The sequence below is a fragment of the Streptomyces sp. NPDC097129 genome (assembly GCF_055668065.1).
The window spans coordinates 57,565-82,301 of the sequence record NZ_JBVOQE010000016.1; the positions used below are offsets into that span (position 1 = coordinate 57,565).

Annotated in this window: 29 protein-coding genes and 3 pseudogenes; 10 read left to right on the plus strand and 22 right to left on the minus strand. The window is 68.1% G+C overall.

Going from position 1 to position 24,737, the window contains the following annotated elements:
* Nucleotides 1-42 precede the first annotated feature (42 nt).
* The 4 genes from AC0B9F_RS33915 to AC0B9F_RS33930 form a co-directional block, all read right to left on the minus strand.
* On the minus strand, nt 43-1,701 hold the full coding sequence (locus tag AC0B9F_RS33915; protein WP_472009064.1) for a tetratricopeptide repeat protein: 1,659 nt from the start codon (nt 1,699-1,701) through the stop codon (nt 43-45).
* Nucleotides 1,702-1,805: 104 nt separating this feature from the next.
* A complete protein-coding gene (locus AC0B9F_RS33920) occupies nt 1,806-2,279 on the minus strand; it encodes a hypothetical protein (protein WP_472009065.1) in 474 nt (157 codons plus the stop codon).
* A 298-nt stretch (nt 2,280-2,577) separates the two neighbouring features.
* Nucleotides 2,578-2,700 carry a hypothetical protein gene (locus AC0B9F_RS33925; RefSeq protein WP_472009066.1) on the minus strand — a complete coding sequence of 41 codons (123 nt, stop codon included), beginning with the start codon at nt 2,698-2,700 and terminating at the stop codon, nt 2,578-2,580.
* Between the two features lie 232 nt (nt 2,701-2,932).
* Nucleotides 2,933-3,979 (minus strand): hypothetical protein, encoded by a 1,047-nt coding sequence (locus AC0B9F_RS33930; RefSeq protein WP_472009067.1) that lies wholly within the window; start codon nt 3,977-3,979, stop codon nt 2,933-2,935.
* 420 nt (nt 3,980-4,399) lie between these two features.
* Between AC0B9F_RS33930 and AC0B9F_RS33935 the strand changes: the two genes are divergently transcribed.
* Nucleotides 4,400-5,059: a hypothetical protein gene (locus AC0B9F_RS33935; RefSeq protein WP_472009069.1), complete on the plus strand. Its 660-nt coding sequence runs from the start codon at nt 4,400-4,402 to the stop codon at nt 5,057-5,059.
* 69 nt (nt 5,060-5,128) lie between these two features.
* Here the strand turns inward: AC0B9F_RS33935 and AC0B9F_RS33940 are convergent, their stop codons facing one another.
* Entirely contained in the window at nt 5,129-5,323 is a 195-nt protein-coding gene (locus tag AC0B9F_RS33940) for a hypothetical protein (protein ID WP_472009071.1), read from the minus strand.
* A gap of 4 nt (nt 5,324-5,327) precedes the next feature.
* A complete protein-coding gene (locus tag AC0B9F_RS33945; RefSeq protein ID WP_472009073.1) occupies nt 5,328-5,792 on the minus strand; it encodes a hypothetical protein in 465 nt (154 codons plus the stop codon).
* Nucleotides 5,793-5,889: 97 nt separating this feature from the next.
* On the opposite strand from AC0B9F_RS33945, the pseudogene AC0B9F_RS33950 reads away from it, so the two are divergent.
* Nucleotides 5,890-6,408, plus strand: a pseudogene (locus tag AC0B9F_RS33950) (DUF6233 domain-containing protein).
* Between the two features lie 55 nt (nt 6,409-6,463).
* Here AC0B9F_RS33950 and AC0B9F_RS33955 read toward each other — a convergent pair.
* Nucleotides 6,464-6,760, minus strand: a complete 297-nt coding sequence (locus AC0B9F_RS33955; protein WP_472009075.1) for a hypothetical protein — start codon at nt 6,758-6,760, stop codon at nt 6,464-6,466.
* Nucleotides 6,761-6,864: 104 nt separating this feature from the next.
* Nucleotides 6,865-8,358, minus strand: coding sequence for a replication-relaxation family protein (locus tag AC0B9F_RS33960; protein WP_472009077.1), 1,494 nt, complete (start codon nt 8,356-8,358; stop codon nt 6,865-6,867).
* Between the two features lie 296 nt (nt 8,359-8,654).
* Here AC0B9F_RS33960 and AC0B9F_RS33965 point away from each other — a divergent pair, with 296 nt between their 5' ends.
* Together AC0B9F_RS33965 and AC0B9F_RS33970 are read left to right on the plus strand one after the other, a co-directional pair.
* Nucleotides 8,655-9,572 carry a hypothetical protein gene (locus tag AC0B9F_RS33965; protein WP_472009079.1) on the plus strand — a complete coding sequence of 306 codons (918 nt, stop codon included), beginning with the start codon at nt 8,655-8,657 and terminating at the stop codon, nt 9,570-9,572.
* Entirely contained in the window at nt 9,484-10,998 is a 1,515-nt protein-coding gene (locus tag AC0B9F_RS33970) for an FAD-binding oxidoreductase (protein WP_472009080.1), read from the plus strand. Before AC0B9F_RS33965 ends, AC0B9F_RS33970 begins: the two co-directional genes overlap by 89 nt.
* Before the next feature lie 98 nt (nt 10,999-11,096).
* Here the strand turns inward: AC0B9F_RS33970 and AC0B9F_RS33975 are convergent, their stop codons facing one another.
* The 4 genes and pseudogenes from AC0B9F_RS33975 to AC0B9F_RS33990 form a co-directional block, all read right to left on the minus strand.
* A complete protein-coding gene (locus AC0B9F_RS33975) occupies nt 11,097-11,351 on the minus strand; it encodes a hypothetical protein (RefSeq protein ID WP_472009082.1) in 255 nt (84 codons plus the stop codon).
* Between the two features lie 31 nt (nt 11,352-11,382).
* Nucleotides 11,383-11,670, minus strand: a pseudogene (locus AC0B9F_RS33980) (transposase); the annotation flags it as partial.
* A 90-nt stretch (nt 11,671-11,760) separates the two neighbouring features.
* Nucleotides 11,761-11,970 (minus strand): hypothetical protein, encoded by a 210-nt coding sequence (locus tag AC0B9F_RS33985; protein ID WP_472009083.1) that lies wholly within the window; start codon nt 11,968-11,970, stop codon nt 11,761-11,763.
* 668 nt (nt 11,971-12,638) lie between these two features.
* Nucleotides 12,639-12,866: pseudogene (locus tag AC0B9F_RS33990) on the minus strand (transposase); the annotation flags it as partial.
* Between the two features lie 749 nt (nt 12,867-13,615).
* Here AC0B9F_RS33990 and AC0B9F_RS33995 point away from each other — a divergent pair.
* From AC0B9F_RS33995 to AC0B9F_RS34010, 4 genes are all read left to right on the plus strand, one after another.
* Nucleotides 13,616-13,885, plus strand: a complete 270-nt coding sequence (locus tag AC0B9F_RS33995) for a hypothetical protein (RefSeq protein ID WP_472009084.1) — start codon at nt 13,616-13,618, stop codon at nt 13,883-13,885.
* A 69-nt stretch (nt 13,886-13,954) separates the two neighbouring features.
* Complete coding sequence (locus AC0B9F_RS34000) at nt 13,955-14,245, plus strand: hypothetical protein (RefSeq protein WP_472009086.1); 291 nt, start codon at nt 13,955-13,957, stop codon at nt 14,243-14,245.
* Between the two features lie 73 nt (nt 14,246-14,318).
* Nucleotides 14,319-14,552, plus strand: coding sequence for a hypothetical protein (locus AC0B9F_RS34005; protein WP_472009087.1), 234 nt, complete (start codon nt 14,319-14,321; stop codon nt 14,550-14,552).
* Complete coding sequence (locus AC0B9F_RS34010) at nt 14,552-14,824, plus strand: hypothetical protein (RefSeq protein ID WP_472009089.1); 273 nt, start codon at nt 14,552-14,554, stop codon at nt 14,822-14,824. The genes AC0B9F_RS34005 and AC0B9F_RS34010 overlap by 1 nt, the downstream gene beginning before the upstream one ends.
* Before the next feature lie 158 nt (nt 14,825-14,982).
* Here the strand turns inward: AC0B9F_RS34010 and AC0B9F_RS34015 are convergent, their stop codons facing one another.
* The 10 genes from AC0B9F_RS34015 to AC0B9F_RS34060 all read right to left on the minus strand — a co-directional run bounded on the left by AC0B9F_RS34015 (nt 14,983) and on the right by AC0B9F_RS34060 (nt 22,519).
* A complete protein-coding gene (locus tag AC0B9F_RS34015) occupies nt 14,983-15,405 on the minus strand; it encodes a hypothetical protein (protein WP_472009090.1) in 423 nt (140 codons plus the stop codon).
* 84 nt (nt 15,406-15,489) lie between these two features.
* On the minus strand, nt 15,490-16,239 hold the full coding sequence (locus AC0B9F_RS34020; RefSeq protein WP_472009092.1) for a transposase: 750 nt from the start codon (nt 16,237-16,239) through the stop codon (nt 15,490-15,492).
* A 114-nt stretch (nt 16,240-16,353) separates the two neighbouring features.
* Complete coding sequence (locus tag AC0B9F_RS34025) at nt 16,354-16,968, minus strand: hypothetical protein (RefSeq protein ID WP_472009093.1); 615 nt, start codon at nt 16,966-16,968, stop codon at nt 16,354-16,356.
* Nucleotides 16,969-17,120: 152 nt separating this feature from the next.
* Complete coding sequence (locus AC0B9F_RS34030; RefSeq protein WP_472009094.1) at nt 17,121-17,513, minus strand: hypothetical protein; 393 nt, start codon at nt 17,511-17,513, stop codon at nt 17,121-17,123.
* A 93-nt stretch (nt 17,514-17,606) separates the two neighbouring features.
* Nucleotides 17,607-18,083, minus strand: a complete 477-nt coding sequence (locus tag AC0B9F_RS34035; protein ID WP_472009095.1) for an ATP-binding protein — start codon at nt 18,081-18,083, stop codon at nt 17,607-17,609.
* A gap of 346 nt (nt 18,084-18,429) precedes the next feature.
* Entirely contained in the window at nt 18,430-19,437 is a 1,008-nt protein-coding gene (locus AC0B9F_RS34040; protein WP_472009097.1) for a LysR family transcriptional regulator, read from the minus strand.
* Nucleotides 19,438-19,559: 122 nt separating this feature from the next.
* Nucleotides 19,560-20,234 (minus strand): type 1 glutamine amidotransferase domain-containing protein, encoded by a 675-nt coding sequence (locus AC0B9F_RS34045; RefSeq protein ID WP_472009099.1) that lies wholly within the window; start codon nt 20,232-20,234, stop codon nt 19,560-19,562.
* A 23-nt stretch (nt 20,235-20,257) separates the two neighbouring features.
* Entirely contained in the window at nt 20,258-20,989 is a 732-nt protein-coding gene (locus tag AC0B9F_RS34050; protein WP_472009100.1) for an HAD family hydrolase, read from the minus strand.
* Between the two features lie 136 nt (nt 20,990-21,125).
* Nucleotides 21,126-21,683, minus strand: coding sequence for a type 1 glutamine amidotransferase domain-containing protein (locus AC0B9F_RS34055; RefSeq protein WP_472009102.1), 558 nt, complete (start codon nt 21,681-21,683; stop codon nt 21,126-21,128).
* Nucleotides 21,684-21,736: 53 nt separating this feature from the next.
* Entirely contained in the window at nt 21,737-22,519 is a 783-nt protein-coding gene (locus AC0B9F_RS34060) for a cupin domain-containing protein (RefSeq protein ID WP_472009104.1), read from the minus strand.
* 240 nt (nt 22,520-22,759) lie between these two features.
* Between AC0B9F_RS34060 and AC0B9F_RS34065 the strand changes: the two genes are divergently transcribed.
* Nucleotides 22,760-23,566 (plus strand): DJ-1/PfpI family protein, encoded by an 807-nt coding sequence (locus AC0B9F_RS34065; RefSeq protein ID WP_472009105.1) that lies wholly within the window; start codon nt 22,760-22,762, stop codon nt 23,564-23,566.
* A gap of 20 nt (nt 23,567-23,586) precedes the next feature.
* Nucleotides 23,587-24,732, plus strand: a complete 1,146-nt coding sequence (locus AC0B9F_RS34070; RefSeq protein WP_472009107.1) for a ferritin-like domain-containing protein — start codon at nt 23,587-23,589, stop codon at nt 24,730-24,732.
* Nucleotides 24,733-24,737: the final 5 nt, after the last annotated feature.

Here is a 24,737-nt window from a genome sequence, read left to right on the forward strand (position 1 = left end):
ACAGCGAAGGCCACCTACGTAACACGGCTCCGGACCTGCGATCTACAGCCCGAATCGCCGCCACCTTTCCGCGCGTTCGGCGTCTCCGGCACGCTCATATGCCCGCGCCAGCCGTCTCAGGGCGTCTCTACCTCCGATCTCGGTGGCCCGTTGGGCGAGTCTTTCTGCACCGTCGACATCCCCAACCTGCTCGCGCCGCCGTGCCAGCCGCACCAGAGCGTTGATATTTCCCGCGTCAGCGGCCCGTTGGGCGAGTCGTTCTGCACCGTCGAGGTCACCGGCCTCTCCGCGCAGCCAGGCCAGCTCCACCAGGGGTCCGGTGTCTCCACTGTCGGCGGCCAGTCGGGCGAGAGCTTCCGCGCCATCGAGGTCTCCAGTCCGCTGTCGCAAATGCGCCAGCTGCGCCAGGGCGCCCGTGTCTCCAGCGTCGATCAGCCGCTGGAGCAGTTGTTCCGCGCCATCGAGGTCCCCGACCCGCGCCCGCCGCCACGCAAGCTCTGCCATGGCTCTCACGCCGCCGGCGTCGGCAGCTCGCTGGTACAAGTCTGCCGCGATGCTGTAAAGGCCCCGGTGATCGGCCGCTTCTGCCAGGGCTTCCACGTCTGCTGTGCCAGCTGCGTGGTCCCGTGCTGCAGTCCAGAAGGAGGCCGGCGGGGAGGCAAAGCGGCGGACGGTGCGTGCGTGGTGGTCGAGGTAGTCGCTCAGACGGTAGATGTCTGGGAGGGCACCCATGCCATCAGGGTTGGCGATCGGCTCCAGGGCTGCGACGACGCCCATGACCCTTTCACACGCATAGTCGAAAGCGTGGGCGAACCAGGTGTCAGGGTCCGCGGCGGCACGTTGTTGTTCGGTCAGGTAGCCAGGGGCGGCGGCCTTGAGGAGTGCAGCTGGCAGGGGTGAGCTGTGGCCGAAGCGGCGGGCGTCCATAGCGGCGGTGATGACAGCGTGGCCGTAGGGGCTGTGGCTGGTGGCCTGGTTGTAATGATCAACCAATTGCGGGCCCGCCGCAAGGGTCTGAGTGATCCTTCCGCCGGCGCTGGTGCTCACGGCCGTGGCCAGCGATCGGTCGTGACGGACGAGCAAACTTTGCAGGGCGGTGCTGTTGAAAGATGCCGGAACGTCGACCAGTTTCACCTGCTTAAGTAGGGCTCGGGCGTTCGGGTACGTGTCGTTGCCATGCTTTGGGGTGGTGGTCAGCGTGCGGTGATATTCGGGCCACAGCGTGCCCAGGATGACAAACGGCCCGGGGTGCTCCAGTCGATTGCGCAATGCGGCGGCGGCCTCCTCTGCGTCGGTCCCAATGAGGAAGGTCTGGGCTTCGTCGAGCCACAGGACGGTGCGTGAGGTGAGGCCGTCGTCGGCATCGAGCAGAGCTATGAGCCTTCTGGAACTCTTCGGGAAGATCAGCTGCCAGTCGGTCAGGCAGGTGCGGATGGCTTCGAAGCATGCACGGGTCTTGCCCGTGCATGACTCGCCGCGTACAAGTACTAGCGTTGTCTGGTCGGCGGAAGCTGCCTTCAGCAGTTGGTCGCGCAGTTGCCGGTCGTGGTCGCGTTCGATGTAGTCCGGGAGGATGAAGGCGCGCTCGCCAGCCGGTCGGGGCGTGCCATTGATGGCGGGGTGGACGCCGAGCTGTTGCGCCCTCCACGAGGCGACAGGCCGTGGACGATCGATCCGGGCAACGCCCTGATATCCGGACATGTTCTGATGGAGCTGCCCGATGCTGTAGGCGACGACCCCGCCACGTGTCGCCTGGGCGAAGGCGGATGAGGCCGGGCTCGAAGCGGTGGTGGCACCGGGCCCGCTCAGCCCTGAGGCGAGCCCGGCTGCGGAGGGTTTCCCAAAGTCACGCTGCCCATGTTCCAGGCGGCCGCGGAGGCATTGTCAGCACGGATGTCTACGTTCCCGCCGACGGCTTGCCCGCTCTGGCTGGCCGATACCCCGCCTTGGGGAATGCACTGGCTAAGCAGAGCACTCAGTTGCTGAGCGGCTTGAGCCTGCTCGGTGTCGTCGAGGCTTTCCAAGACCGTCTCGATACGGACCTGCCACGCCGCCTCCTGACGGATGCGCACCCGCTCCAGCTCCGCTGGCATAGCCGTGTTCAGCTCGCCTGCGGTCTCGTCGAGGCGCTCGAGCTCGGCGTTCTCGCGCTGCAGGTTTCCTCGGCCGAGCCAACGGCCTAGCTGCTGGCGGAGCCCCGCCCATGCGTCAGTGCTTGCGGCCTGCACCACCGTGGTGCCCCCCACCGCGGCCAACGCGGTCATCGCCTCCGGCAGCATCCTTGCCCCCTTTCTTCTCAGGCCCGTCCTGTGGCACGCGCCGTACTAGGGCTTGCCCACATCACTTCACCAGACACGTGCGCCGCTGTTTGCGGTTCCGGCGCGGATTGTCCTCAGCCGGCGCGCGGAGCGGGTCACGGCGCAACGGCCCCCAGGCCAAGGCAACTGTCCATGTCGAGAGCGCACCTGCCACCCGGCATGCGCCACCATCTTCGCAGGATGCACCTGGTATGGGGGGTGTGTGATGCAGGAGAGGGTGTGTCTGGAGACACCGGGGTATCAACTCGCTGAGACAACTTCAAGTGTCTGGAGCACCGTCGAACTTCGGCTGGAACACCAGCCGGCCGGGCAGCGCGCCGGGCGCAGGCACCGTGTCACGGGCCTGCGCCAGCATCGGCTCCACCGGCGGCCGCAGCACCATACGTCCGGTCTACGGCCCGGCCGCAGCCGCCGCGACCGGGCACGGCCGTCACACGCCCGCCGACGACGACTACGTAGGCGAGTAACCACCGAGCCGCAGCCGGCCACCGCGTGACGGCGGGGGGCCGCGGCCTGACGGCGGGGGGCCGCGGCGTCGTTGGACGGTGCGACCCCCGAGCCGGGCCCGGGGGACGTCGTCATGGCCCCCGGAGCCCGTGGTGGTGCTGTAGCGGCTACTGCATCAGCGCGGCGAGGGCTTGCTCAGCCATCTGGATGCCCTGCGTGGCCGCCATGGTGATGGCGCCCGCGAGGAGCTTGTCCTTGAGCTGGGTGGCGAACTGGCGCAGGTGGCCCGGCTCGGGGTTGGCGGAGGTCGCCTCGTCATGGAGGTCCTGGGCGACACGCTCCAGTTCCACGCGGTCCTCGTCGGACAGGCCCAGGATGGGACTGACCTGGCCGACGTACCCGGCGAGCTGGACGAACAGCGTCGGGTCGACGCCGTCGGTGTTGTTCTGCGTGAAGTTCTGCTGCTCGCCGATGATGACACCCTTAGCGTTCGGCACATAGGTGTTGTACGTGGTGCCGGGGCGGGGCTGGTTGACGTGGTCCTGCACGCTTCCTCCTGCCAGAGCGCAGTGGGTGCCCTGGGGTGTGATGGCGACCGTGGCCGGGTCGGTGTCGATGTGTTCGATGAGGTTGTGCTCTGCGAGGTAGGCGAGCGCCTGGTGCAGATCGGCCCCGCTGATCTCGGTTCCGGCGAAGTAGGAGCCAGGTGTCGCGAGGAACACGGCGGGGTTGACGGGTGTCTGGTCGCTGCCGGTGTCGAAGAGCCACCGCAGCAAGGCGTCCATCGTGTGACGGATCCGGGCGGCGCGGTCCTTCTGCAGGTCCTTCAGTTCACGCACGGCGACGCGGCCGGCATCGGTGAGACGGACATGGGTCTGGGGCCCCATGACGCGGAGGATCTGCACCAGGTCGTGCTGGTCGAGCTGGAGAGCCAGGATGGCCGGGTCCTCGTCTTCCAGTTGGAGTTCTCCGGGGAAGGCTGCGACGTCGATGTACCGGCCCGGGTTCTGCTTCTCGCGGTCGTCCAGCCACAGCAGCAGCCGGGCCAGGTAGCCGGTCACCTCACCGAACACCGCGCCGGAGGTGGCTTCGATCTGTGCGGAGACGCGAGGAGGGTTCCGTCGTTGAGCCCGCTCCAGGCTCTTGTTGGTCTCCCTGACAAGGTCATTTGCCCACTTGTCGATCTCGCGCTTGTTGATGCCGCTGCGGGCCACGTTGCCCTCCTGTCTCAGGTACCTCAATCAAGGGTACGGACCAGGTCTGACAACGGGCCTTCCGTTGAGCGGGACGCCGAGGGGGTGCCCACCTCACGGGTGGGCACCCCCTCATCGGCGGCCGGAGGCGCTGCCCGGGGTCAGCTCTCGTGGTCGTCCGGGTCGGTGAGCCAGTCGACGACGTCGGCGTCGGTCATCCAGACCGCCTGAGCGTCGCCCTGCTGGACGACGTGGACGCGGCCCTGCAGGGACCGGCGCTACTTGGGGGCGGGGCCGGCTATCGGGGCCAGGCGCTTCCGGTGTTAGAGGCCGTGGCAGGACGCTAAAACGATCTGCCTGTGGATAAATCCAGGCGATCCTCATCTCTAACGCGTGAAACTTTAGTTGTCGCGTATCGATTGCGTGATGTATGGTTGCCGCATGACTGAGATGTGGGATCTCGACAGTGAGGCCGTCGAGGAGCGGGTTGCCTTCGCGGCGCAGCTCCGTGACCTGGTGTGGCGCGAGACGAAGAAGCGGGTGGGCCTGGGTGAGCAGGAGGGCCCTCACAGCCCGAACGCGCTCGCCCCCACCTCCGCGGCGGCGCAGGCGGTCCACCTGATGTACCTGGAGGTCGCGGCGCAGGTCGGCGACGTCGCGCAGCGCCTGGCCGCCGAGGCCGCCGCACGCGCTGGCCGCGCCGGGGCCAGCTACGCGGACCTGGGTCTGACCACAGGGATCTCCCGGCAGGCGGCGCGCAAGCGGTGGCCAGACGCCGTCGGCACCCAGTGGACCCTGTACACCCTCATGGGCAAGAGCCGTCCGCACGGTATGAGCACCCAGGTGTTCCGCAGCAGCGGCAAGGCGATTGAGGCCGGCCGCACCGCCGTGGACGAAGGTGCGCTCAACGGCGGGGCCGTGGGCGCCGTCGTCATCAATTCCGCTCGCGAGAGCGTTTGGGCCTGCTACTTCAACGACGGCACGTTGGCCCCGGAGGAGATCGCCATGCCCGAGGACCTGCAGACCGTGCCCGCCCCCGGCAGCCCCGAACACGGGGACTGGCTGCACAGGTGGGAGCAGTTCATCACCGGCAACTTCTGACCACCCGTAGGCCAGCCGGGCTCGGACCTTCCGTGGAAGGTCCGAGCCCGGCTGGCCTACGGAGCTCTCTCAGCGGGTCTCGATTTTGTCCTGCGGTCGCACCACCCTGGTCTCCACGGGCTGGGTGTCGTTCCTCTTGTCGGTCCCGATCAGCTCGGGGTCGGTGTAGACATCGACGATGTCCTGCTGAGGTGCCGGGGCCGGGGCAGGAGAGGCCGGCACGGGAGCGGGCTGGCCGGTCCCCTGGTTCTGTCCGTTGCTCATGAGCTCAAGTGTGCAGCAGGGCGACAGTCGACAGGCCAAGGCCGACGATCAGCAACCAGAGGCTCACCGACCAGCACCTGGCCTTTTTCTGGTGGCGCCGCTGGTTTTCTTCGAAGAGCGACGCCCGAGACGAGGCCAGCCGGATCAAGGCCAGTTCCTTCGGCAAGCGGACGTACCTGACGACCAGAGGACGCGGCTCCAGGTCCTTGTACTCAGCCACCCGGAACGTATGCACCGCTGCCAGCAAAGAGACCGCGTACGCGGCGAAGGCGCAATACGCCAGGACGTCGTGGTGCTTGTGCGTCGCCAGGAACTGAGCGGCGGTGGCCGCGAACCCGATGAGGAACACGGCCTTGGTGTCGATCTTCGCCAGCGAGTCCGACTGGCGCGTCAGACGGGCGGCCACCTCGTTGTTGAGGAGTTCCAGCGTGTCTTTCTGCGCCTCAAGTTCAGCCGGTGTCATCGTCATGCCGAGAGCCTATGAGCCCGGGTGGTGACGGGGCCGCAGTAACCACTCCGCTTACCGTGAGGCCGTGACCACGCCCTCCGACGACGCAGCCCAGCCGGTGCCGGTGCGGGTCGCGCTGCCCGCCGATCCGGTGCTCGGTCATCCGGAACAGGAGGTCGTCGCGCGGCTGTGGAGGCGGCGGCAGACCGAGACGGGCTGGCTGTACCTGGTGGGGCTGCCGTCGTACCGGGACCGCGAGGACGGCGGGGTGGAGGCGGCGGAGTACCGGGTGTGGGTCCGCGCGCCCGACCATGTGCGGCCGGTCGACGGCGTCGACTACGACCAGGTCGCCACCGAGTGGCTGGAGCCGTCGCCGAAGTCGGCGGTCCGTGAGGTCTCGGGGAGCGCCGGCCTTCGGGGTGGGTGCTGGCAAAGTTTGCGCGAGGGGCGGGGCCCGGCCCGCGGGGTGCTGCACGCGCCGGACTGCGAAGAGGCTCCGCAGGGCGCACCGCTGCTCGATGTGGAGCACGCGTTGAACGTCGCGGAGAACCCGGGGACGCGGCTGTGCACGCTGTGCGGGTGCGCTCAGGAGCTGACTCCGATACTGAGCGGGTTCGACCACATCACCGACTCCTGACCTGCCGTGGTCGGGTCTGTGGTCGGGGCGACCTGTGCCGTGGTCGGGCCTGTGGTCAGGGTGTGTCGCCGGAGTAGTAGAAGCGGCAGCTCACACCTGGGCCGGGCGTGCGGGGTTCGCCGGGGCCCGGGTCGTACAGAACGCGGCCGCCGGGCCACCGGGAGAGCTCGGTGGTCAGGGCGACACCGTCGTCGACTTCCTCGGTCCGCCACCCGTGGATGTCCAGCAGCAAACCGTCCAGCGGCCCGCCGACCAGTTCGGCGTAGGTCCGGTTCGGGAGCGGGCCGGGGTTGGGGTCGTCGTGCTCCGCGCCGTAGACACGGCCGTTCAGCAGCTGCTCGTCACCGTTCATCCGATCAGCTTTCCAGCCGCCACCGACAACCGGGGGCCCGGGGACGACGTCCGGCCCGGCCTCGGTGGCCGGGCCCGTCGCGGGCACGTCCGGGGTGGCCGCAGCTATCGGCGACGGCCGATGCCGAACCGGCTGCGGGGCTTCACGGCCGGCGCTTCGGCGGCCGCGCGTTCGGCTTCCTCCGCCTGGCGGCGCGCGACACGTTCAGCCTCCGCGCGGCCGGCGGCCTCCGTCGCGCACGGCCCACACAGGTCGTCCCACTTCCCCGGCCACGAGGACCGCTTCACCAGCTGCCAGCGTTCATCAGTGAACCTCTCCCCGCATCGGGTGCACACCGGCCGCTGCGCCTCCCGCTCCGCGGCCTCACGCTCCGCCTTGCGGCGCTTGGCTTCCTTCCACTGCACGGCGTACAGGCGGTCACCGTCCGGGTTATCCAGGGCCTCGCCCAGCGTCTGCCACTCCTCCCTGCCGAGCCGCCGCCACACCTTCCCGGCCGCCCCGGCCGGGTCGGCGGTGATCCGCTCCAGCTCGGTGACGACCACGGGCACCGCCTGGTGGTAGTCGACGGCCGTGATGCCCGCACCCCGGCCCGGATACGGCTCCCCGGCGAAGTAGCGGCGGGTGACCTGCTCCAGCCGCAGCATCCGGCTCTCACGCTGCGCCGCGGTCTTTCCCGTGAACACGAATGCCACCGGCGCGTAGCCCTCGCGGCCGGTCGCCGGATAGATCCGCGACCACAGCCGGAAGTCGTGCACCGCCGCGCCCCGGGCCGCCTTCGCCTTGATCGCGTCGGCCTTCGGTGCCAGGAGCTCGAACCACTCGGTGTAGCGGCGCAGCTTGTCCACCAGTTCATCGACGGGCTCGTTGACGCGGTCGACCTCTAGGAGCATCGCGGGCACTCCGGCGTCCGGGGCGCGCATCGTCAGGTCGGCGTACTGGGTGTAGCCGTAGGGCAGCTTGTGGGCGATCTCGGTCTGCCACGACAGCGGCGTGCCGTACCCGGCCCCGGTGAGCACGGCCGCGGTCGAGGTGACGGCGGCGGCGTGTTCGTCGTAGCCGTCGGACTCCACCGGCCAGCCTTCGTCGTCGAACTCGAGCTTGCGCAGCGCGGAGATCCGTACCGACTTCGGCAGCAGCAGCTTGGCCTCCTTGTGGCCCTTCTCGGTGAGCACCCACAGCTGGTGTCCCGACTCCAGTCGCGTCTCCACCCGGGCCAGGCCCGACTCCTTCAACGCGTTCAGGGTGTCCCTGGTGATCCGGTCATGCCGGTCCGTGGGGCGCAGCATCCGCCAGAGCTGATCGGCGGTTGCCCTCTGGAAGACTCCCAGAGCCCTCAGCACTTCCTTCCTTCGCACTCCGGTCGGCTTCCAGACCTGTGTCGACCTAGGAGGGTTGTCGAACGCGTCGAACGCGTCTCGGGACCTTGACTTCCCGGGCTGACCTGCGGAGACGCGACGGGCGGGCCAAGCGGCCGTGGAGGGGGCGATGGAGGGGCCCGTGGAGGGGGCCTGAGGGACCTGGTCGACGTCCTCGGAAGGCCGGCGGTTGCGGGCGGCGCGGGCCGCGCGGGCGAGGTCGGGCGTGGGTTCGGTGGGCACGGTGTCCTCGGTTTCTCCGGCCTGCAGCCGGGTCGGCGGTCGTCCGGCCCGCGCGCGGATCTACGCACGGGCCCGGGCCACCGTGTGAAGCCACCCCTTGACCGCGGTCTGACGGCCACCACCGTTAGGCATCCGATTCCTCCTTGACCGCCCCTTGCAGTCCGAGTTTGTCCGTGACCGAAGTCATGTCCGCACCGTGTCCCAGAGCGCGACCCAAAGGTCCCTCAGCTCGCAGGACACCTTCCCCGGACAGCGCAACGCTTCGTGACCTCCCCCCGGCACCAGGTTCACGGGACGTGGAGAAGACCCTGCGGGAAGCCATCGCGGTGTGCATTCGACTCAACCGAGCCCAGGACGCCTACGGCGTGACGGCTGGCAACAAGGAGGTGGGACTGGAGGAGTTGATCGCCGCAGACGACGCCTTCCGCGCCTTCGCCGATGGGCTGCGCGGCGAAGTCGACATGGACTTGGCGCAGGCCGCGGCCATGGAGGTGACAACGGGGAGGAAGCACCCGTACATCCAGCGGGATGAGAAGGGAAACCCCATCGCGCTCGTCCCGCCACGAAGGATGACGGATGAACAGGTCGCACAGGCGCGAGAACTCCTCGCCGACCCCAAGCAGACGATCGCCGGCGCCGCGAAGGCTCTCGGTGTCACCCGCGCCGTCCTCTACAGCGAGGTGCCCGAGGCCAACGGCCGTTACGGGCCCCTCGCGGTCCTGGACGGTGACGGCTGCGCCTACGGCATCGATGGCATCATGCTCGACTGCCCCGCGACCACGGTGGTGGAGCTGGTGGAGTGGACACTTCGCAAGTCCGGCCTCGGAGCACCGAAGCTCAACCGCCACGGCAAAGACTCCCGGGCCCGCGACCATCTGATCCGTAGCTCTAGGGGCCGTCGTGCCGCGCGATGGCCGTGGATGGCCGTCGTTCCCTGTGTTCCCCGCTCGGTCGGGCATGCCGGGGGCAGGGTCCAGTCTTCGCTGGGACTGGGTGCCGTGAGGTCGACCCATATCCACGGCTTGGGATCGTTGCTTGGCTCGACGGCCAGCGTGTCCGGGCTTCCCGCCGGAACTCCTTTGGCTAGTTTGACACTGCCTCAAACTACTGAAAGGGGACAAATCAGTGGACGAGCCATCTCGCCGTCACCTGCTCAAGGTGACCGCTGCCGGAGCAGCCGGAGCCGTCACTCTTCCGGCTCTCACGGGCTGTGACACGGACGCGCTCTCCAGCGCGAGCAGTACGAGCAGTACGAGCAGCGGCTCCACGGGCAGGAAAAGCCCGCCGGCGAAGCTGACCGGCCGCGTCGTCCGTCCCGGCGACTCCGGGTACCAGAAGGCAAGCCTCGGCTGGGACGAGCTCTTCACCCACTACCCGCTGGTCATCGTCTACGCCCAGGACACCCAGGACGTGGTCAATGCCCTCACCTGGGCGCGGCAGAACGATGTCGCGCTGCGGGTGCGGAGCGGCGGTCACAGCCTCGAGGGCTGGTCGAACGTGGACAACGGCATCGTCATCGACGTCAGCGAGCTGAAGTCGGTCCACATCGACACCGCCTCCCGCACCGCGACGGTCGGTGCGGGGCTCACCCAGTTGGAGGCGGTGAGCGCGCTCGGCAAGCACAACCTGGGGGTGACCACCGGCACGGAGGGCACGGTGGGCCTGTCCGGCGCGACGCTCGGCGGCGGTTTCGGCTTCCTCACCCGTTACCTCGGCATGGCCTGCGACAGCCTGATGGGAGCCGAGGTGGTCGTCACGTCGGGTGCCGACGGCGCCAAGGCGATCAAGGTCGACGAGAACAACAACGCGGACCTGCTCTGGGCGCTGCGCGGGGCGGGAAACGGCAACTTCGGGATCGTCACGTCACTCACCTACAAGGCCGCTCCCCTGACGAAGGTCGCCTATCTGCAGGCGACCTGGAAAGGCCTCGGTGATCTGCAGGGGATCTTCGACGCGTGGCAGCGCTCGGCCCCGAGCGCGGACAGCCGTCTCGGCACCCAGGTGGAGATCCACCGGTCCCAGATCCTGCTGTTCGGGGTGGTCGCCAACGGCTCGGAGGCGGACGCGAAGAAGCTGCTGGCGCCGGTCCTGTCGGTCGGCAACCCCGACGTCTCGGTGAAGACCGGGGGCTGGGGCGACATCTACGCGGGATTCCAGGTTCCGACCAAGGACGAGCCCGCGAACTGGAAGTTCTTCTCCCAGTTCACCACCAAGCCTTTCCCGAAGGAGGCGATCGACGTGATCGCCTCGTACATGGGGCGGGCTCCCTCGGACCAGAGCAACTTCTTCACCCAGGCCTTCGGCGGAGCGGTCAGGACGAGCGAGCCCCGCGGCGGCGCGGCGTTCGCGCACCGCGACGCGCTCTTCTACTCGGAACCCGGTGCCGGCTGGGGCACTCGTGGGAATCCGTCGAGCGACGCCGGCACCACTGCGAAGGCCCAGGCCTGGATCGCGGAGTTCAGCCAGGCACTGCGGCCTTATGTGAACGGCGCCTACGTCAACGTGCCGAACGTCGGGATGGCGAACTGGGAGGCCGCCTACTGGGGATCCAACGTCGGCCGGCTGCGGGAGATCAAGGCGAAGTACGACCCCACCAACCTCTTCCAGTACGAGCAGAGCATCCCGCCCGCATCAAGCTGACGGGCGGTTCCGTCGCAGGGGGCCGGGCACGCACCGCTTCGGCCGCCGGGGTCGGATGGGGCCGGCTCGCGGGATCCGGCCCGGTCCGAACGGCGGACTCAGCCGCGCAATCCCCGCGTCAGCAGGTCCACGAGCACCTCGAACTCCGTCCCGGCTTCAGGCTGTTCCCACGTCCGCGCGGAGTCGGGATCGTGGAAGCGGCCGGTGGCCTGGAAGACGGCGCGGGCGGTGGCCGCCGGGTCGTCCGCCGTGAAGATGCCGGCGTCGACGCCCGCCCGCACGATCCGGGTGAGCTGGGAGAGCAGCTCGGCGATGTGCGCACCGACCGCCTCACCGCTCTCGCCGGCCAGCACCCGGTACGTGGCGAAGAGCTCGGGGTCGCCGCCGGACCCCGCTCAGGCCGCGTTCGCGCAGGTGACGCAGGAACTCGGTCCAAAACGCCTCAGTTTCGCTGTCGCCGACCATCACGCCGAGGACCTCCGGGCCGCCGTCCTCAGTGATGCCGGTGGCGATCACCACCGCCCGGGAGGCGGTCTGGTGGTTGACCCGGGCCTTGCAGTAGGTGGCGTTGAGGTAGATGTAGGGGGAGCGAGTGTGGTCCAGCGGCCTCGTACGGAAGGCTGTCAGCTGCTCGTCCAGGGCGGCGCAGATCCGCGAGACCTCGCTCTTGGAGGCCCTACACGCACTGAGATGCGCTCTGAGTTGCGGCATCGTACTGGTGTGCGTGTAGGCCCTGGGATCTTGGGGCGCTCCCCCAGCGAACTACGTGGCGGCCGGGGCGGGTTCGGTGAGGCGGTCCAGCCGGGTGTAGAGGGCCCGGACGAGGCGGGCGCGGTTCTGGGCGCAGCGGCCGGTGCCTTCCAGCGGGGCGGACAGGCGTCCGTCGGCTTCACGCAGGACGACTTCGGCGAGGGCTCCGCGGCCGTCGCTCTTGGGCAGTGCGGCGACGTGGCGGCGGACGTCGGCGGCCACCGCGCGGGCGTGCCCGGTGAGTTGGAGGGCGATCTGTCGTAGTCGCGTGGTTCGAGTCTGGGTCCTTCCACGCGAGGCTGCCGCGGGAAACTCACCGCGGACAAGCTCGCCGCGTTGGCCGGCCTCGGGCTGGAGTGGGCAGAGGAAGCAGCATGATGACCGCATGCGAGGAAGTACAGCGTGGTGCAGGCAGCCGTACGGCGGCACGCCCGCAACCGTGCCTTCGCGGAAGCGGAACAGGACCTCGCCACCACCAGGCTCCCGCTGTGGGCGGCATCCTCGGACGCGAGACGGCACCTATGTGCTCACCGCCGAGCGCGCCCGAGCACACCGCCCCGACATCACCACAAGTGCTCCGGCGACATCACCGCGGCAGGCCCTTAACCGATGCGGGCCGGATTCAGGGAGAAGACGTACGAAGCCACGTCAATCTGCTCCTGCACCAGCTGATTGAAGTCACCCTCTTGACCTCGACCTGGCCGCTCTTTCCGGGCTCCGGGACAGCCCACAGCTCCCTTTCAGCGCCCTCTGAAGGTGAGATGGGGTCGGAGGGCGAGACGATGAAGAAGGTGAAGTCCATTGAGCCGTACCGATACAGCTCCCACCCCGGGCCCCAGCGGCCGCCGTCGTCGAGGACCAGTCCTCCCTCAAGCTTCTTAGACCGTGTCCTATGTGGTGAGGCGGACGAGTCGCTTGTAGCAGCAGAGGGCTGCGGCGAGGCCCAGAAACGCCAGGTAGTTGCGGGGATGGCGTTCGTAGCGGTGGTTGAGTCTGCGGTAGCCGGTCAGCCAGGGCATGGTCCGTTCAATGACCCACCGCCGGCGCCCTAACCGTTCGCTGGACTCCACTCCCTTGCGGGCGATACGGACACCGATGTGCTTGGCCCATAGCCATTCCGGCGGGCGCGGCAAGCTCGACGGGCTTGCCTTCGCCCGGTTCTCGCTGATCTTCTTGCCGTCGGTCAGGCGCGTCAGGTAGTTCGTCGTGCCGTACCTTCCCGGGAGCGGCCGGCCCGATCGGGCGCGCACTTCTCCCCCGCGGCAGTTCGGGCAACTCCTGGCGCGAGCCCGCTCACGGACGGCCGGCGGCACCGCTCGCCTCACCACTACCTCCCGAAGAGCCCCCAGGGACACGTTTGGCTGGCGGGCACGGTAGGGCAACGTGGGCGATGCGCCCAGGTCACCGGGGGTTCGGCCGACGGGTACCACTCAGCCTTCTTCCCGGGCACATCGCGAAGCGGCGAGCTTGGCGACGATCGCGAAGCGGCGAGCTTGGCGACGATCGCGAAGCGGTGCAGGCCGCCGCCCTTGGACGGGTCGGCGTTCGTGAAGAATGCGGTCACCTCCTCCAGCGCGGCGGTGGTGTCGGCGTCGAATCCCTTGCTGTCGCGGCCCAGGCGACGGGCGGTGCCGCCAGCATCCCCTCGGCGGCGAGGATGCAACTTCGCTGGCTATCACACTCCAGTCCAAAAATGCCCGTTCTGTCCGTTTCTCAAGGGTCGGAGGCTGCTGAGGCCCCCTCCATGGCCGCAAATCCGGGGTCGAGCGTGAGACTGCCGATCATGCCGAACAGACGCGATCCGCACGGAACGTAACCGCCGCGATCGGTCCCGAGCGAGCCGGCGGGTCAGGGAACAAACCCCGGGGTGACCACCGACAGCGCCACCGCCGCGCTCTACGCTCAGGCCCTGCAGAGCACCGCCGCCGACCCGAGCCGCTGTACCGTGCCGTGGGGCGTGTGCCCCAAGCACGGCGGCACACTCCAGTCCAGCGGCGGCCGGGCCTGGTGCATGAACCTCGCCTGCCTCAATGCCTGGTCGTACGACCGGCTGGAAGCGGCCTACACCGAGCCGGCCACCCACACGTCCAGGCCGACAACGGCGACCGCTACGTGGTCTGCGACGGCCACGCCCTGACGGCCCGCGCCCAGATCACCGACGGCCAGGTTCTCCCCGGCCTGCCCGCCTGAGAACCCGGCAGGAGCGATGACGAAGCACCCTTACCAGGTCGTGGCACGGTGCACCGACCCGTCACACCCGGGCGCCACCACCCTGATCTACACCACCTACGCCACCTCGATCGAAGAGGCGGCGGCGAAGGTGCAGGCGCTGCGCCTGGACAAGATGACTCCGGGGCTCTACCGCATCACGCAGGTGACCGAGCGCGACCCGGAGTGCACCTGTGCTACCCCCGGAGTGGGAGGGCGGTGCGCCGGCGAACGCTGGTGTCTCAAGGTGGAGGGAGCCGCCGCGACCGCCCGTCCCGGGCCTGAGTGAGCGGAGCGGTCCCATGGCCGCCGTGCGGCCGATATCGTGGTGGCACACGCCCGTTCGCGCCCTGGAGGCCACGATGAGCGACCAGCCGGCCCCCGCCGACCATGCCCGGCAGCAGCTGGAGCCCGATGCCGCCGACGGGCTGCGCGCGTACGCAGCCCGGACCCGCGAGAGCGCCGACCAGCTCGCCGCCGTCCTCGAAGACATCGCCGCCAACGGCCTGCCATCGGTGGAGGACTGCACGCCGTGGGAGGAGCTGCGCGAGGCCCACCTCGCCCGGCTCGCTGCCCAGCGCCCGGCCGTCGCCTGATGCCCGCACCGCACGGCCTGCGCCGCGCCCGGGTCGCGTTCTCCGACTCCGCCGCCAAGCAGCTGGACGCCATCACCAGCGAAGCCGAGCTGCACGCCCTGGACCGCGCCCTGGTCGTCATCTCCGTCGACCCCGAGGCCGGCGAGCCGCTCCCCGGCGACAGCAGCGGGCCGCGGCTGCGCCAGTACGTCGACGACGTCGAGCGCGTCCGGCTCGTGTACTGGGTGACGGCCTTGAAGACGGTGGTCGTCGTCGCCTTCATCGAGGTGTAGCAGCCGCCCACTGCTCCTGGTGCTGCTCGTGCTCCTCGGCGTGCTGCCCGGATGCTGCATCGTGGCTCCGGATGCAGCGCAGCATTCGCACGGTCCAATCGGCACATGGGTGCTGCTCGTGCAGCAAGGCCGACCCCACCATGCAGCAGTCCCGTCGCCTATTCGGCTGCTCCCGCTGCCGCCGGCGCCACGCCGCCCAGGCGTGAGCACGCCTGCATCGCGCAGTCGAAGTACACGTCGACGTCCGCGCGGTCCTCGCGGCGGGTGACTTCGTACGCACCCTTCATCGCCTCGAAGGCGGCCACCACGGGCAGGGTGACGTTCTCGTACGCCTCGGCCGCCGTGTCCAGGTAGTGGGCGAAGCCGAGGTTGTAGCTGCGGTCGCGCTCCGCCTCGGCCACGCGCCGGTGGGCCTCTCGTGCGGCCTCGAACCACCGCAGCCCGTCGTCCACGCCCAACGCGTCCACGACGATCGCGAAGAACGGGGCCACCCGCTCCGCAGCTGCGGGCCAGTCGTCGGTGAGCGAGCCGAAGCGGTTGCCCAGCTCCTGGGTGAAGTGGAGGCCGAAGTCGTACGTCACGCTCCACTCGTAGCTGGGGAACGCTCGTACGAGGTCAGGCCGGGTACAGGGTGAACTGGACATCCTGACTGACAATGAGCTCTTTCAGCGTTGCCTCTCCAGAGTGAGGACGGCTTTGGCGATGACGGCCATGAGGTTGGGGCTGCAACGCGCTCGGCGGAAGATCCGCCAGGACTTCAGTCGGGCAACTCCGCGTTCGACGGGCGCCCGGGCCGCAGACAGGGCCCGGTTGACGGTCCGCTCGGTGGGGGTGAGTTCGCCGTTGGGCGGGCGGCGCTTGGCGGTGGTGACCCAGTCTCCGGCTCCGATGTAGGCCATGTCGGCGAGGATCGGGACGCCCTGACGCTCACAGATGCGGATGATCTTGTGGGTGCGGGCGGCCGTCAGGTCGTGAGTCCGGCCCGTCAGCGCCGGCGATAGCCACAGGATCTCCCCGGCCGGACCTGTGACGACTTGCACGTTCACTCCGTGCCGTTTGTATTTGGAGGAGTAGTCGGCCTGCCCGTCGCCGACCCGGTCCCACTCGGCGAGGGTGCCGTCCAGGAGCGCGTAGTCGGGGTCCGTCTCACGCAGCACCTTCAGCAGGCCCGGCGCCTTGTCCGCCAGGTGCCGGACGACTGTCGTGACGTAGGCGTGGGCGGTGCCGACCGATATGCCGAAGCCCGCGGCGAGCTGCGTGAGGGTGTCGTGCCGCCGGAGGTAGACCAGGGCGACGAGAGCACGCTGGTGTGGCGGGAGCTTGCAGCGACGGTCACCCTCACGGGTGACGATGAGCATGGTTACCCACTCGACCAGAGCGTGAGGCAGGTCGAGTGCGGCAGGATATGGGACCAACGAGGCTCCCGCGCTGCTGAGTTGAGACGTCGAACACCTCTCTCAACGGAACGGGAGCCTCGTGTGTTGCGGGTGCCGGCCTCGTCACCCATCCGGTGGCCGCTCTGAAAAGGCTCACTGCTCCGGGTTGTGCAGGTCCAGTACGCCACCAAGTCGTCTCAGTGACGACTTTTCTCGGCGCGCTGTGTGGACGCGCATGCGTTCACCGGGCAGCAGAACGAGGAGCATCAAGGGACCTGTCACCTCTCGGCTGATGAGTGCCGGAGTAGGAGAGGTAGGTGAAAAGCACTCGATCTCGATGAGCTCAGCGTCGCTACTTACCAGCAATTCACAAACCTTGACCAGCTCGCCGTCATCAGCGTTCGGGGCGCGTCCGGTGTAGATCAGGGACTCGGATTCGGCGACCACGGACATAGGCGCCCCGGCGAGTGTCTCTTCAACAGCGGGCAGATATGCCATCTCCCACCCGACGATGCCGCCGCTGAGGTGGTCGGGTCGGTCCCAGACGCCGTCCTCGCTGCGCAGGGAGTAGTACAGCTCTTCAGCCACGAGACCGTCATGCCTGCGGTGCAGGAGGAGAACGAAGCCGATCCGTCCGCTGATCCAAACGTCGGCGACAACTGGAAAGCCAAAAGAGATAATGGCCGGCTGCTTGGCCGCTACGCCGGCGATGGCCGTGCGCCCCTGCTGAAGGGCATATCTGGCGATGTCGGCCCTGGCCTGTGTCATGTGAGTGCGCTTCCTCGTGCCTTCGGCTTTCGCCGTGCCGCTCGGGTCGGTGCCGGTGTGGCGCGCCGTACAGGCGCGCCACACCGATACTGCCAGGTTGAGTTGCCGGGTGGCTGGCCCACTTGGTGGGGGCCAGCCGCCCTTGAATTTCGTCAGCTGGCAGCCATGCAGGAGTAGGACATGTCGGCCACAAATCCGTTCCAGCCGGAGACGAAGACCGCCCCATATGTCCAGATGCGGGTGCCCGGTTTCACCTGGATGTTGTAGTGGACGGCCCACCCGATTTCGACGACACCGCCGACACGGTCTGCACACGGCGCGTAGAGCAGGAGCACGGCTGGTCCGGTCAGCAGCCCTGACAGGCCGACCGCCGATCCGCGGCGGGTGCCCACCACGACCGCGGCCCCCACGACCAGCGGCAGGACGAACAGCCCGACGGACAGCACGGCCGCGAGACAGAAGGCGAAGGCACCGCCAACGACGGCCCACACCGTGAACCACAGCCATACGGAATGGCCACCGGCACCGCGTTGTGCATCGGTCATGACGCGCTTCCCATCAGCTGGTGTGGCGGCAGTTCTAAGGTCCCCGCAGCGGCTGCGGGACGGCCTCTGCCCCCGTCAGCGGGCCGCTCAACATCAGCACACGTGATCACTGCCCTCGTCCCCGACCGGATCGTCGGCCAGGACCACGGCCGCCACGATCCGCTTGCCCACCGGCTCCCGGTGCATCTCGAAACTGCGGCAGACCGCCATCACGATCTCCAGGCCGTGCTGGCCGACCCGGCCCGGGTCGGCGACCTGGGCCACAGGCAGGGACGGCTCGCTGTCCCACACCGTCACCTCCACCGCACCCTCACGGACCTCCAGAGTCAGAAGGCACGGCCCGGGAGCGTATTTGCGGGCGTTGGTCACCAGCTCACTCACCACCAACTGCACCATGCCCATGGCGCGGTCGGACACGAACACCCCGTGCACCGCCTGCACGTCCCCCAGGAACGAGCGGGCCAAGTGCCGGGCCTCAGCGATGTCCTCCCTGCCCTCGAAGGCCGCGGACACCGTGATCACGCGATCCGTGCGTGACTCACGACCGCCATCTCGGACAGGCATTCCCATGCCGGCCGCCTCACTTCCGAAGCGTCGACCAGTGCTCGGCCTCGTTTACCCCGAACACACCCGCCCTCACATACATGAAATGACTTTCCGCTATTTGTCAGGAGACAACTATTCGCCGAAACGCGACCAGCGGCAGGGCGAGGGCAGGCTGAACCACAACGCACGTGGCGTGGGCTGCGGCGACTTCCTGGTCAACGCGATGAGCGGGGTGGAGATGTACCGGCACCAGGACACATGGCGGTACAACATCTGTGTTGCCACCAGGCCATGACGGGCTGCCCTACCAGTACGGGAACCGGAGGCCGGCTTCCCTTCGGAACCGCGAGTCCGGTCCGGACGGCGTGAGTTAGCGCGGCGCCTTCCGTGCCCATACGGCGGACTGGCCTGGTGAGGCGGGCATGGCGGTCCACTTCGGCGCTTCAGTGACCAGGTGAGCGTGGAGTTGGGCGAGTCGTGCATCAGTGAGTGTTCCTGAGCGGACAGCCAGGTGGAAGGTGTTGATCGGTGGGATTTCCGGTTCCAGCAGCATCACGAGGGTGCCGTCGGCTAGCTCCTGCATACACAGGTAGGTAGGGACGACGGAGATGCCGGCTCCCGATGCCACAGCGGAGACGACGCCACGCAAATCGGGCATGACTACGGCCGCAGGGCCGGGTGGCGGACTGTTGAAGACGCTCTCCCAGTAGCGGCGGACGATCGGCAGGCTCTCGGCATAGGCGATGAGTTTCAGTTTTTCCAGTGCACGGGGCCCGTCGACGGCGAGGCGTCCGAGCGGGAGGCTGTCCGCGACTGCTGGTGAGGCGACGAGTGCGAACTCCTCGTCGGTCAGTGGGGTACCGGCCAGGCCGCGGCTGCGTGGCTGGATGATGGAGATCGCCATGTCGAGATGCCCGGCTTTGAGGTTATCCAGAAGGCAGGACGATTCTCCCAGCGTGATGCGCAGGTCCAGTCCGTCGGCGATGAGGCGCCCGAGAGAGGGCATGATGCGTGCGGCGAAGAGCTCTGCCGGCCCACCCAGCCGTATGGGCCGGTTGGAAGGGCTGGTGTCGAAGTGCCGGTTGATTGCGGTCTTCAACCCGGCGATGGGGCCTTCTATGTCGTGTGCCAGCGCTTCGGCTTCAGGCGTGGGCACGGCCCCTTGTGGTGTGCGGTCGAAGAGAGCCTTGCCGAGTTCTCCTTCGAGGCTGCGGATCTGCTGCGTCACGGCGGGCTGAGTGATGCCCAGGTGCGCGGCGGCCTTGGTGAAGGATCCTTTGTGGTAGACGGTTATGAAGGTGTGCAACCATCCCATTTGCATATCGACCGGCCCCCCGTAGCCGGCAGGGGATGTGACGCACGCGGCAGTGTGGTCCATACCATCCCCGTTTACCGCTGACAGTACATGGTCACTCTGTGTGTCGGCGGGCTCCCGTGCGGTTGCCGCAGTGACGTACTGGCGGTTGCCCGCCGACACCGATTTTATTCGCTACCCGCAGATCAGTCTGTGGCCGCCGAGAATTGGCTGACAGTCAGTTCTGCGACCTTGGCCGCAGAGGCCGGGTTCTGACCGGTGACCAGGCGTCCGTCGGCCACGGCGTGTTCGGCGAAGTTCCCAGTCTTCGTGATCTTCGCACCCTTCTCGATGAGAGCGGTTTCCAACGCAAACGGGACGACGTCGCTGAGGCCGACGGCCGCCTCCTCTTCATTGGTGAAGGTGGACACCTGCTTGCCGTCGACCAGGGGACGTCCATCCGGAAGGGTGATGGGCAGGAGCCCCGCAGGGCCGTGGCAGACGGCGGCGATGACACCGCCTCGCTGGTGGATGCCGGCGGCGAGCCGGGCGAGGTCGGTGGCGTGGGGGAAGTCCCACATGGTGCCGTGGCCGCCGGCGTAATAGATGGCGTCATAGTCCTCGGCCTTCAGGACCTGGGCCGTGGGGGTGGTGGCGAGGGCGTCGGCATACTTGGCGAGGAAGGCGGCAGAGATGGTGTCGCCTTCCTTCAGCCCGTCCTTGGGTGCCGCTCCGCCCTCGACGGAGACGAACGCGATGTCCCATCCGGCCTGTTCGAAAACCTGGGCGGGATGGGCGACTTCGGGGACGTAGAAGCCGGTCTTGCGGCCGGTGTCGCCGAGCCGGTCGTTGGACGTAAGAGCGAAGAGTACCTTCGGCATGGTTCTCGTGATCCTTTCGTGGGTCAGGCCGTGAGAGTGGCCAGTTCGGGGAGGTAGATGCGGCGCTGGCGGCGCTGAATGGCCCGGTCGATGTGGTCCGGGGTGTGGTAGCCCCACCACGCCCACAGGGACTGGGCGCCTGTGTCCCGCACGGCCAGAGCGTTGATGATGTGGTCGTCGATGAAGGTGACGGCCTCAGGGGAGATTCCGTCACTACCGGCCAGTTCCAGAACGGCGGAGCGCTTGTCGGAGCACTCGCCGATCACCTCCACCACGGTCGTCTGCAGACGGTGGTGTTCGAGGATCTCCCAGACCGAGCCGGCGTCCTTGGCGGTGATGATGGAGGTGCCGCGTCCCCGGTGGCGTTCCAGCAGATCGCGGATGCCCGGGTAGAGGGTGTGCATCGCCCGCCACTCCGGGCTTTGTGCGGCGCGCAGGGCGGCGCGGACGGCGGTGGCTCCCTGGTTGAGTGAGGCGAGTTGCCTGGGGGGAATGCGGGCGAGGATGGCCTCGTAGTCGCCGACGCCGGTGATGGACTCGGCCTGGGGGTCGCGGGCGACCATGAAGTCTTGCAGCAGCCGGGCGTACTTGCGCACGGTGCGGAAGCGTGCGAGGAATCCACGGGGCAGGGCGGCGGCCAGCTCCGTGAGGGGTTTGAGCGCGATCTGCCCAGGGTCCTGGTCGGCGTAGTAGGTGACGATGGCGCATTCGGTGAAGGCGTCGGCGATGACGCCGTCGAAGTCGAGTATCAGCACGGGGCTCCCCCGGAGGGATGGGCGTGAGGTGGCGGACGGGGCGCCGGGAATGCGGCCGGGGGAACGTGCCTCCCGGCGCCCCGCGTTCAGCGGACGGCAGCGCACCCCGGCTTGCCGGCGTTGCCGGGGGACGGGGTCAGGCGGCTGCCGCCCTGGTCTTAGCGGTCTTCTCGGCGACGGTGTCGAACACCTTGCGCATGAAACGACCGACGTAGGCGTAGTAGGAGCAGGTGATGATGTGGCCGTCCACGATCACGTCGGAGTCGACGACGTTCGCGCCGGCGTTGATGACGTCGTCGCGCAGGCCGATGTAGGCGCAGGCGGTGCGGCCCTTGAGCACTCCGGCGGAGACCATGATCCACGGACCGTGGCAGAGACCGGCGACAACCTTCTCCTCGCGGTCCATGGCCCGGACGAAGTCCATGACGTCGGCGTCCTGTCGGACCCGGTCGGGGGCCTCGTGGCCGCCGGTGAGGATGACGGCGTCGTAGTGGGAGGCGTCGAGCTGGTCGAAGGAGACGAGGGGCTTGGCGGTCTTGTCCATCGGCAGCGGGATGCCGTACTTGCCGGTGACGTCCGCGCCGTTCTTGGTGGCGACGTCGACGTGCCAGCCCTCTTCCAGGAGCCGGTAGTAGGTGTAGACGACGTCGTGGTCCTGGAAGCCGGGTCCGGTGATGATCGCGGCACTGGGCATGGGTGTGACTCCGTTCTGGGTGGGATACGAGCGACTCGGTCCGGGGAAGGTGCTCAGGCGAGGGCGAGGGAGAGGTAGTACTGGTCGAGCGCCGGGCGGCGGCTGTCGCCCTGAGCCGGCGCGATGATGTCCACCTCGCCGGTGACGACACCGGTCAGGCCGAGCGGGATGTGGAAGAGGTCCTGCTGCTGGCGGCGGTAGAAGACGTCCATGCCCGCACGGATACCGAAGGCGAACTCGCCGCCGGGCGACTTCTCCCGCAACCGGGCCTGCGGCAGGTACGACACGGGCTGGGCCGGCAGATGCGGGGCCTCGGCGTGCTCGGTCTCGTAGGCGGTGTTCTCCCGCGCGTAGTTGTCACGCAGCCGGATCAGATCGAACTTGTTGCGCGGGGCTTCGACCTCCACCAGCCACAGCGGGCCGGGGCCGAGACTGCGGGTGGCGTGGAACGCGCCACCGCCGATGCGAAGGATGGTGCCGGCGCCGACGGGGTACTGCTCGGTGAGCGTGTCCGTGACCCCCTGGCCGGCGAGGCACAGCAAGTAGGTGAGCTTGCGGGGGTGTACGTGCATGGAGGTGGACTGACCCTGTTCGATCTTCAGGTTCCACACATCGATGAAGTCGTCCACGTAAATGCGGAACTCCATCCCCCAGGGCTTAGGGATGATCTCGTTGAGGTGGTCGTCGCCGTCCAGGCGCTCGTTGCCGATCCGCGAACCCTTGCGGACGACTTCGTTTAGCGCGGAGAAGTCCCGCGGTCCCGGGTCGATCCGGACAACGTGGTGGTGCTGCCGGTCCTGGGCAGTGGTTATCCGGCTTTGCGTCAGCTCAGACATGGGTCCCCCTTCGGTGGCCTCGGTGTCCCCGGCCGACAACGAACCTAGGGAGATGCGAGAAGAGATCCAAATAAGGAACCGAACGGTCAGGGATAACCGAACGGGGGCTCCGCAAAACGGTGATGGCCCCCTGGCCCTGTCCTTATTTGAAGCCGGGCACCGGCCGGTGTGAGTGTCTGAACGGCAGCCGTCCGCGAGCGGACGCTTCTGGCCGTTTTACTCAAGCGAAGGGTGACACACGTGAGCACTCCTACTCCTGTCCGTGGACGCCGGCCCGAACCGCAGCAGGTTCCGGGCACGATCACCACGCAGATCAACTCCATCGGCGTCCTCGGCTACGAGTCGGTCTCCGAGCAGGACTGCCTGACACCGACCGAGATCTTCAAAGGCACCGCGATGGTGCTGAACGGATCCATCGCGCCCTGGCAGCGAGAGGCCGCCCCACGCGACCTGGACGTTCGGCTGGTCTCCCTGGAGCCGGGCGTGATCAAGATGCAGATGGGCACCAATGTCGTCGCAGACGGTGTGCTCACCGAGGACGACCTGTTCGACATCCTCTACATCCCGGGCGGTGTCGGCTCCGGCGCGGTCCTCTCCGACGAACGGGTACTCAAGGCGATCCGCAGGCACCACGAAGCAGGGAAGATCATCGCCGCGAACTGCTCGGGCGTCGGCGCCGTCGTCCGCGCCGGCATCGTCAACGACGAGACCCTCACCTCCGTGGCCGCGATCGCCCGCGGCATGCGTGAGGAAGGCTTCAACGTCCCGGAGAACCGGCGCATGTGGGTGTCGAACCCCTCTTCCCGGATCTGGACGTTCACCGGCTCCTACGGCATCAATGGCGGCACCGTCGCCCTGGTCGCCCACTACTTCGGCCGGGAAGTCGGCACCATCGTGGCAATGATGTTCGACACCTACGGCGGCATCGGCGACGCGATCTTCGAGGAACAGGGACCCGAGTTCTACCACCACCCCGAGCTGGAGAACTCCTTCCAGGACCTGTTCCAGCCGATGCTGTTCCCGGCCACGGCCGACGACAGCCTCTGAGATCCGGCAGGAGGCCACCCATGACCGGCCAGGTCACCCCCGTCACGCTGCGGGATCTCGACTGGATACGCGGGGCGCTGCAGACAGCCGTGGCCCTGGAGCATTCGACGATGCCGCTGTACTGCGCAGCCATGTACTCGCTGGAGGTGCAGAACTACCCGTCGTACAACACCATCCGCAGCGTGCTGATGGAGGAGATGGTCCATATGGCCATCGCCGCCAACATGGTCGCCGCCCTCGGTGGCAGCCCGCGTATCCGCACGCTCGCGCCGAAGTACGCCACACGGGGCCTGCCCGGGGCGGTGGCGCCCGACCTGCCGGTCGTCCTGGCCCAGCTATCGCCGCGCTCGCTGGAGAACTTCATGCGCCTGGAAGCCCCGGCGTTCATGCTCAACTCCCGGCAGCGCAGCACCGCCTACCCGACCATCGGTGCCTTCTACGATGCCGTCCGCGAGGCCGTCGACGCACACAAGGACTCCGTACGGCGCACGGTTGAACGCGGAGGCCCGGCCAACCAGGTAGGCGGAAACCTGGGCTATCTCACCTTCGCCCCGCAGGAGGGCGTCGACCCGGTGGAGAAGTTCCACCACGCCCTGGACATCATCACCGAACAGGGCGAAGGCGAGGGTGACGGAACCGTCGAAGCCGGCGCAGACTTCCAGAAGGAGGGCTCGCACTACGCCCGCTTCGCCGAACTGCGCTACGGCCGCCGCTACCTGGCCCCGGACAACGGGGCGCCGATCTCACGGGAGAACGAACCGGAGTTCTTCCGGGGCGAAGAGATCGTCTGGCCTGTCGTCATCAACACCCTCGCCGTCCCCTCCGACGGATACGCCAAACTCCTCGCCGCCGATCCCGACGCGGCCGACGTCCGTAAGGAACTCGAGGGGTTCGACGACGCCTACACCCTGATGATGGACGCCCTGGACCGGGCATGGAACGGCCCCGTCGAGACCTGGTGGCCCTCGCTCGGCGCCGCAGTGACGCAGATGGATCAGATGCGCGTGCGGTCCTGTTTCAACATCATGCGGCACCAGGTGCCCGAAACCGCCGTCCAGGCACTCGACCGTCTCTACCTCGACGAGTTCAAGACCCTTGCCCGGTACACCGATCTGAATCAGCCAGTTTTCTACGGGCCGCGCTTCGTCAACACCAACGGCGCGTGACACCC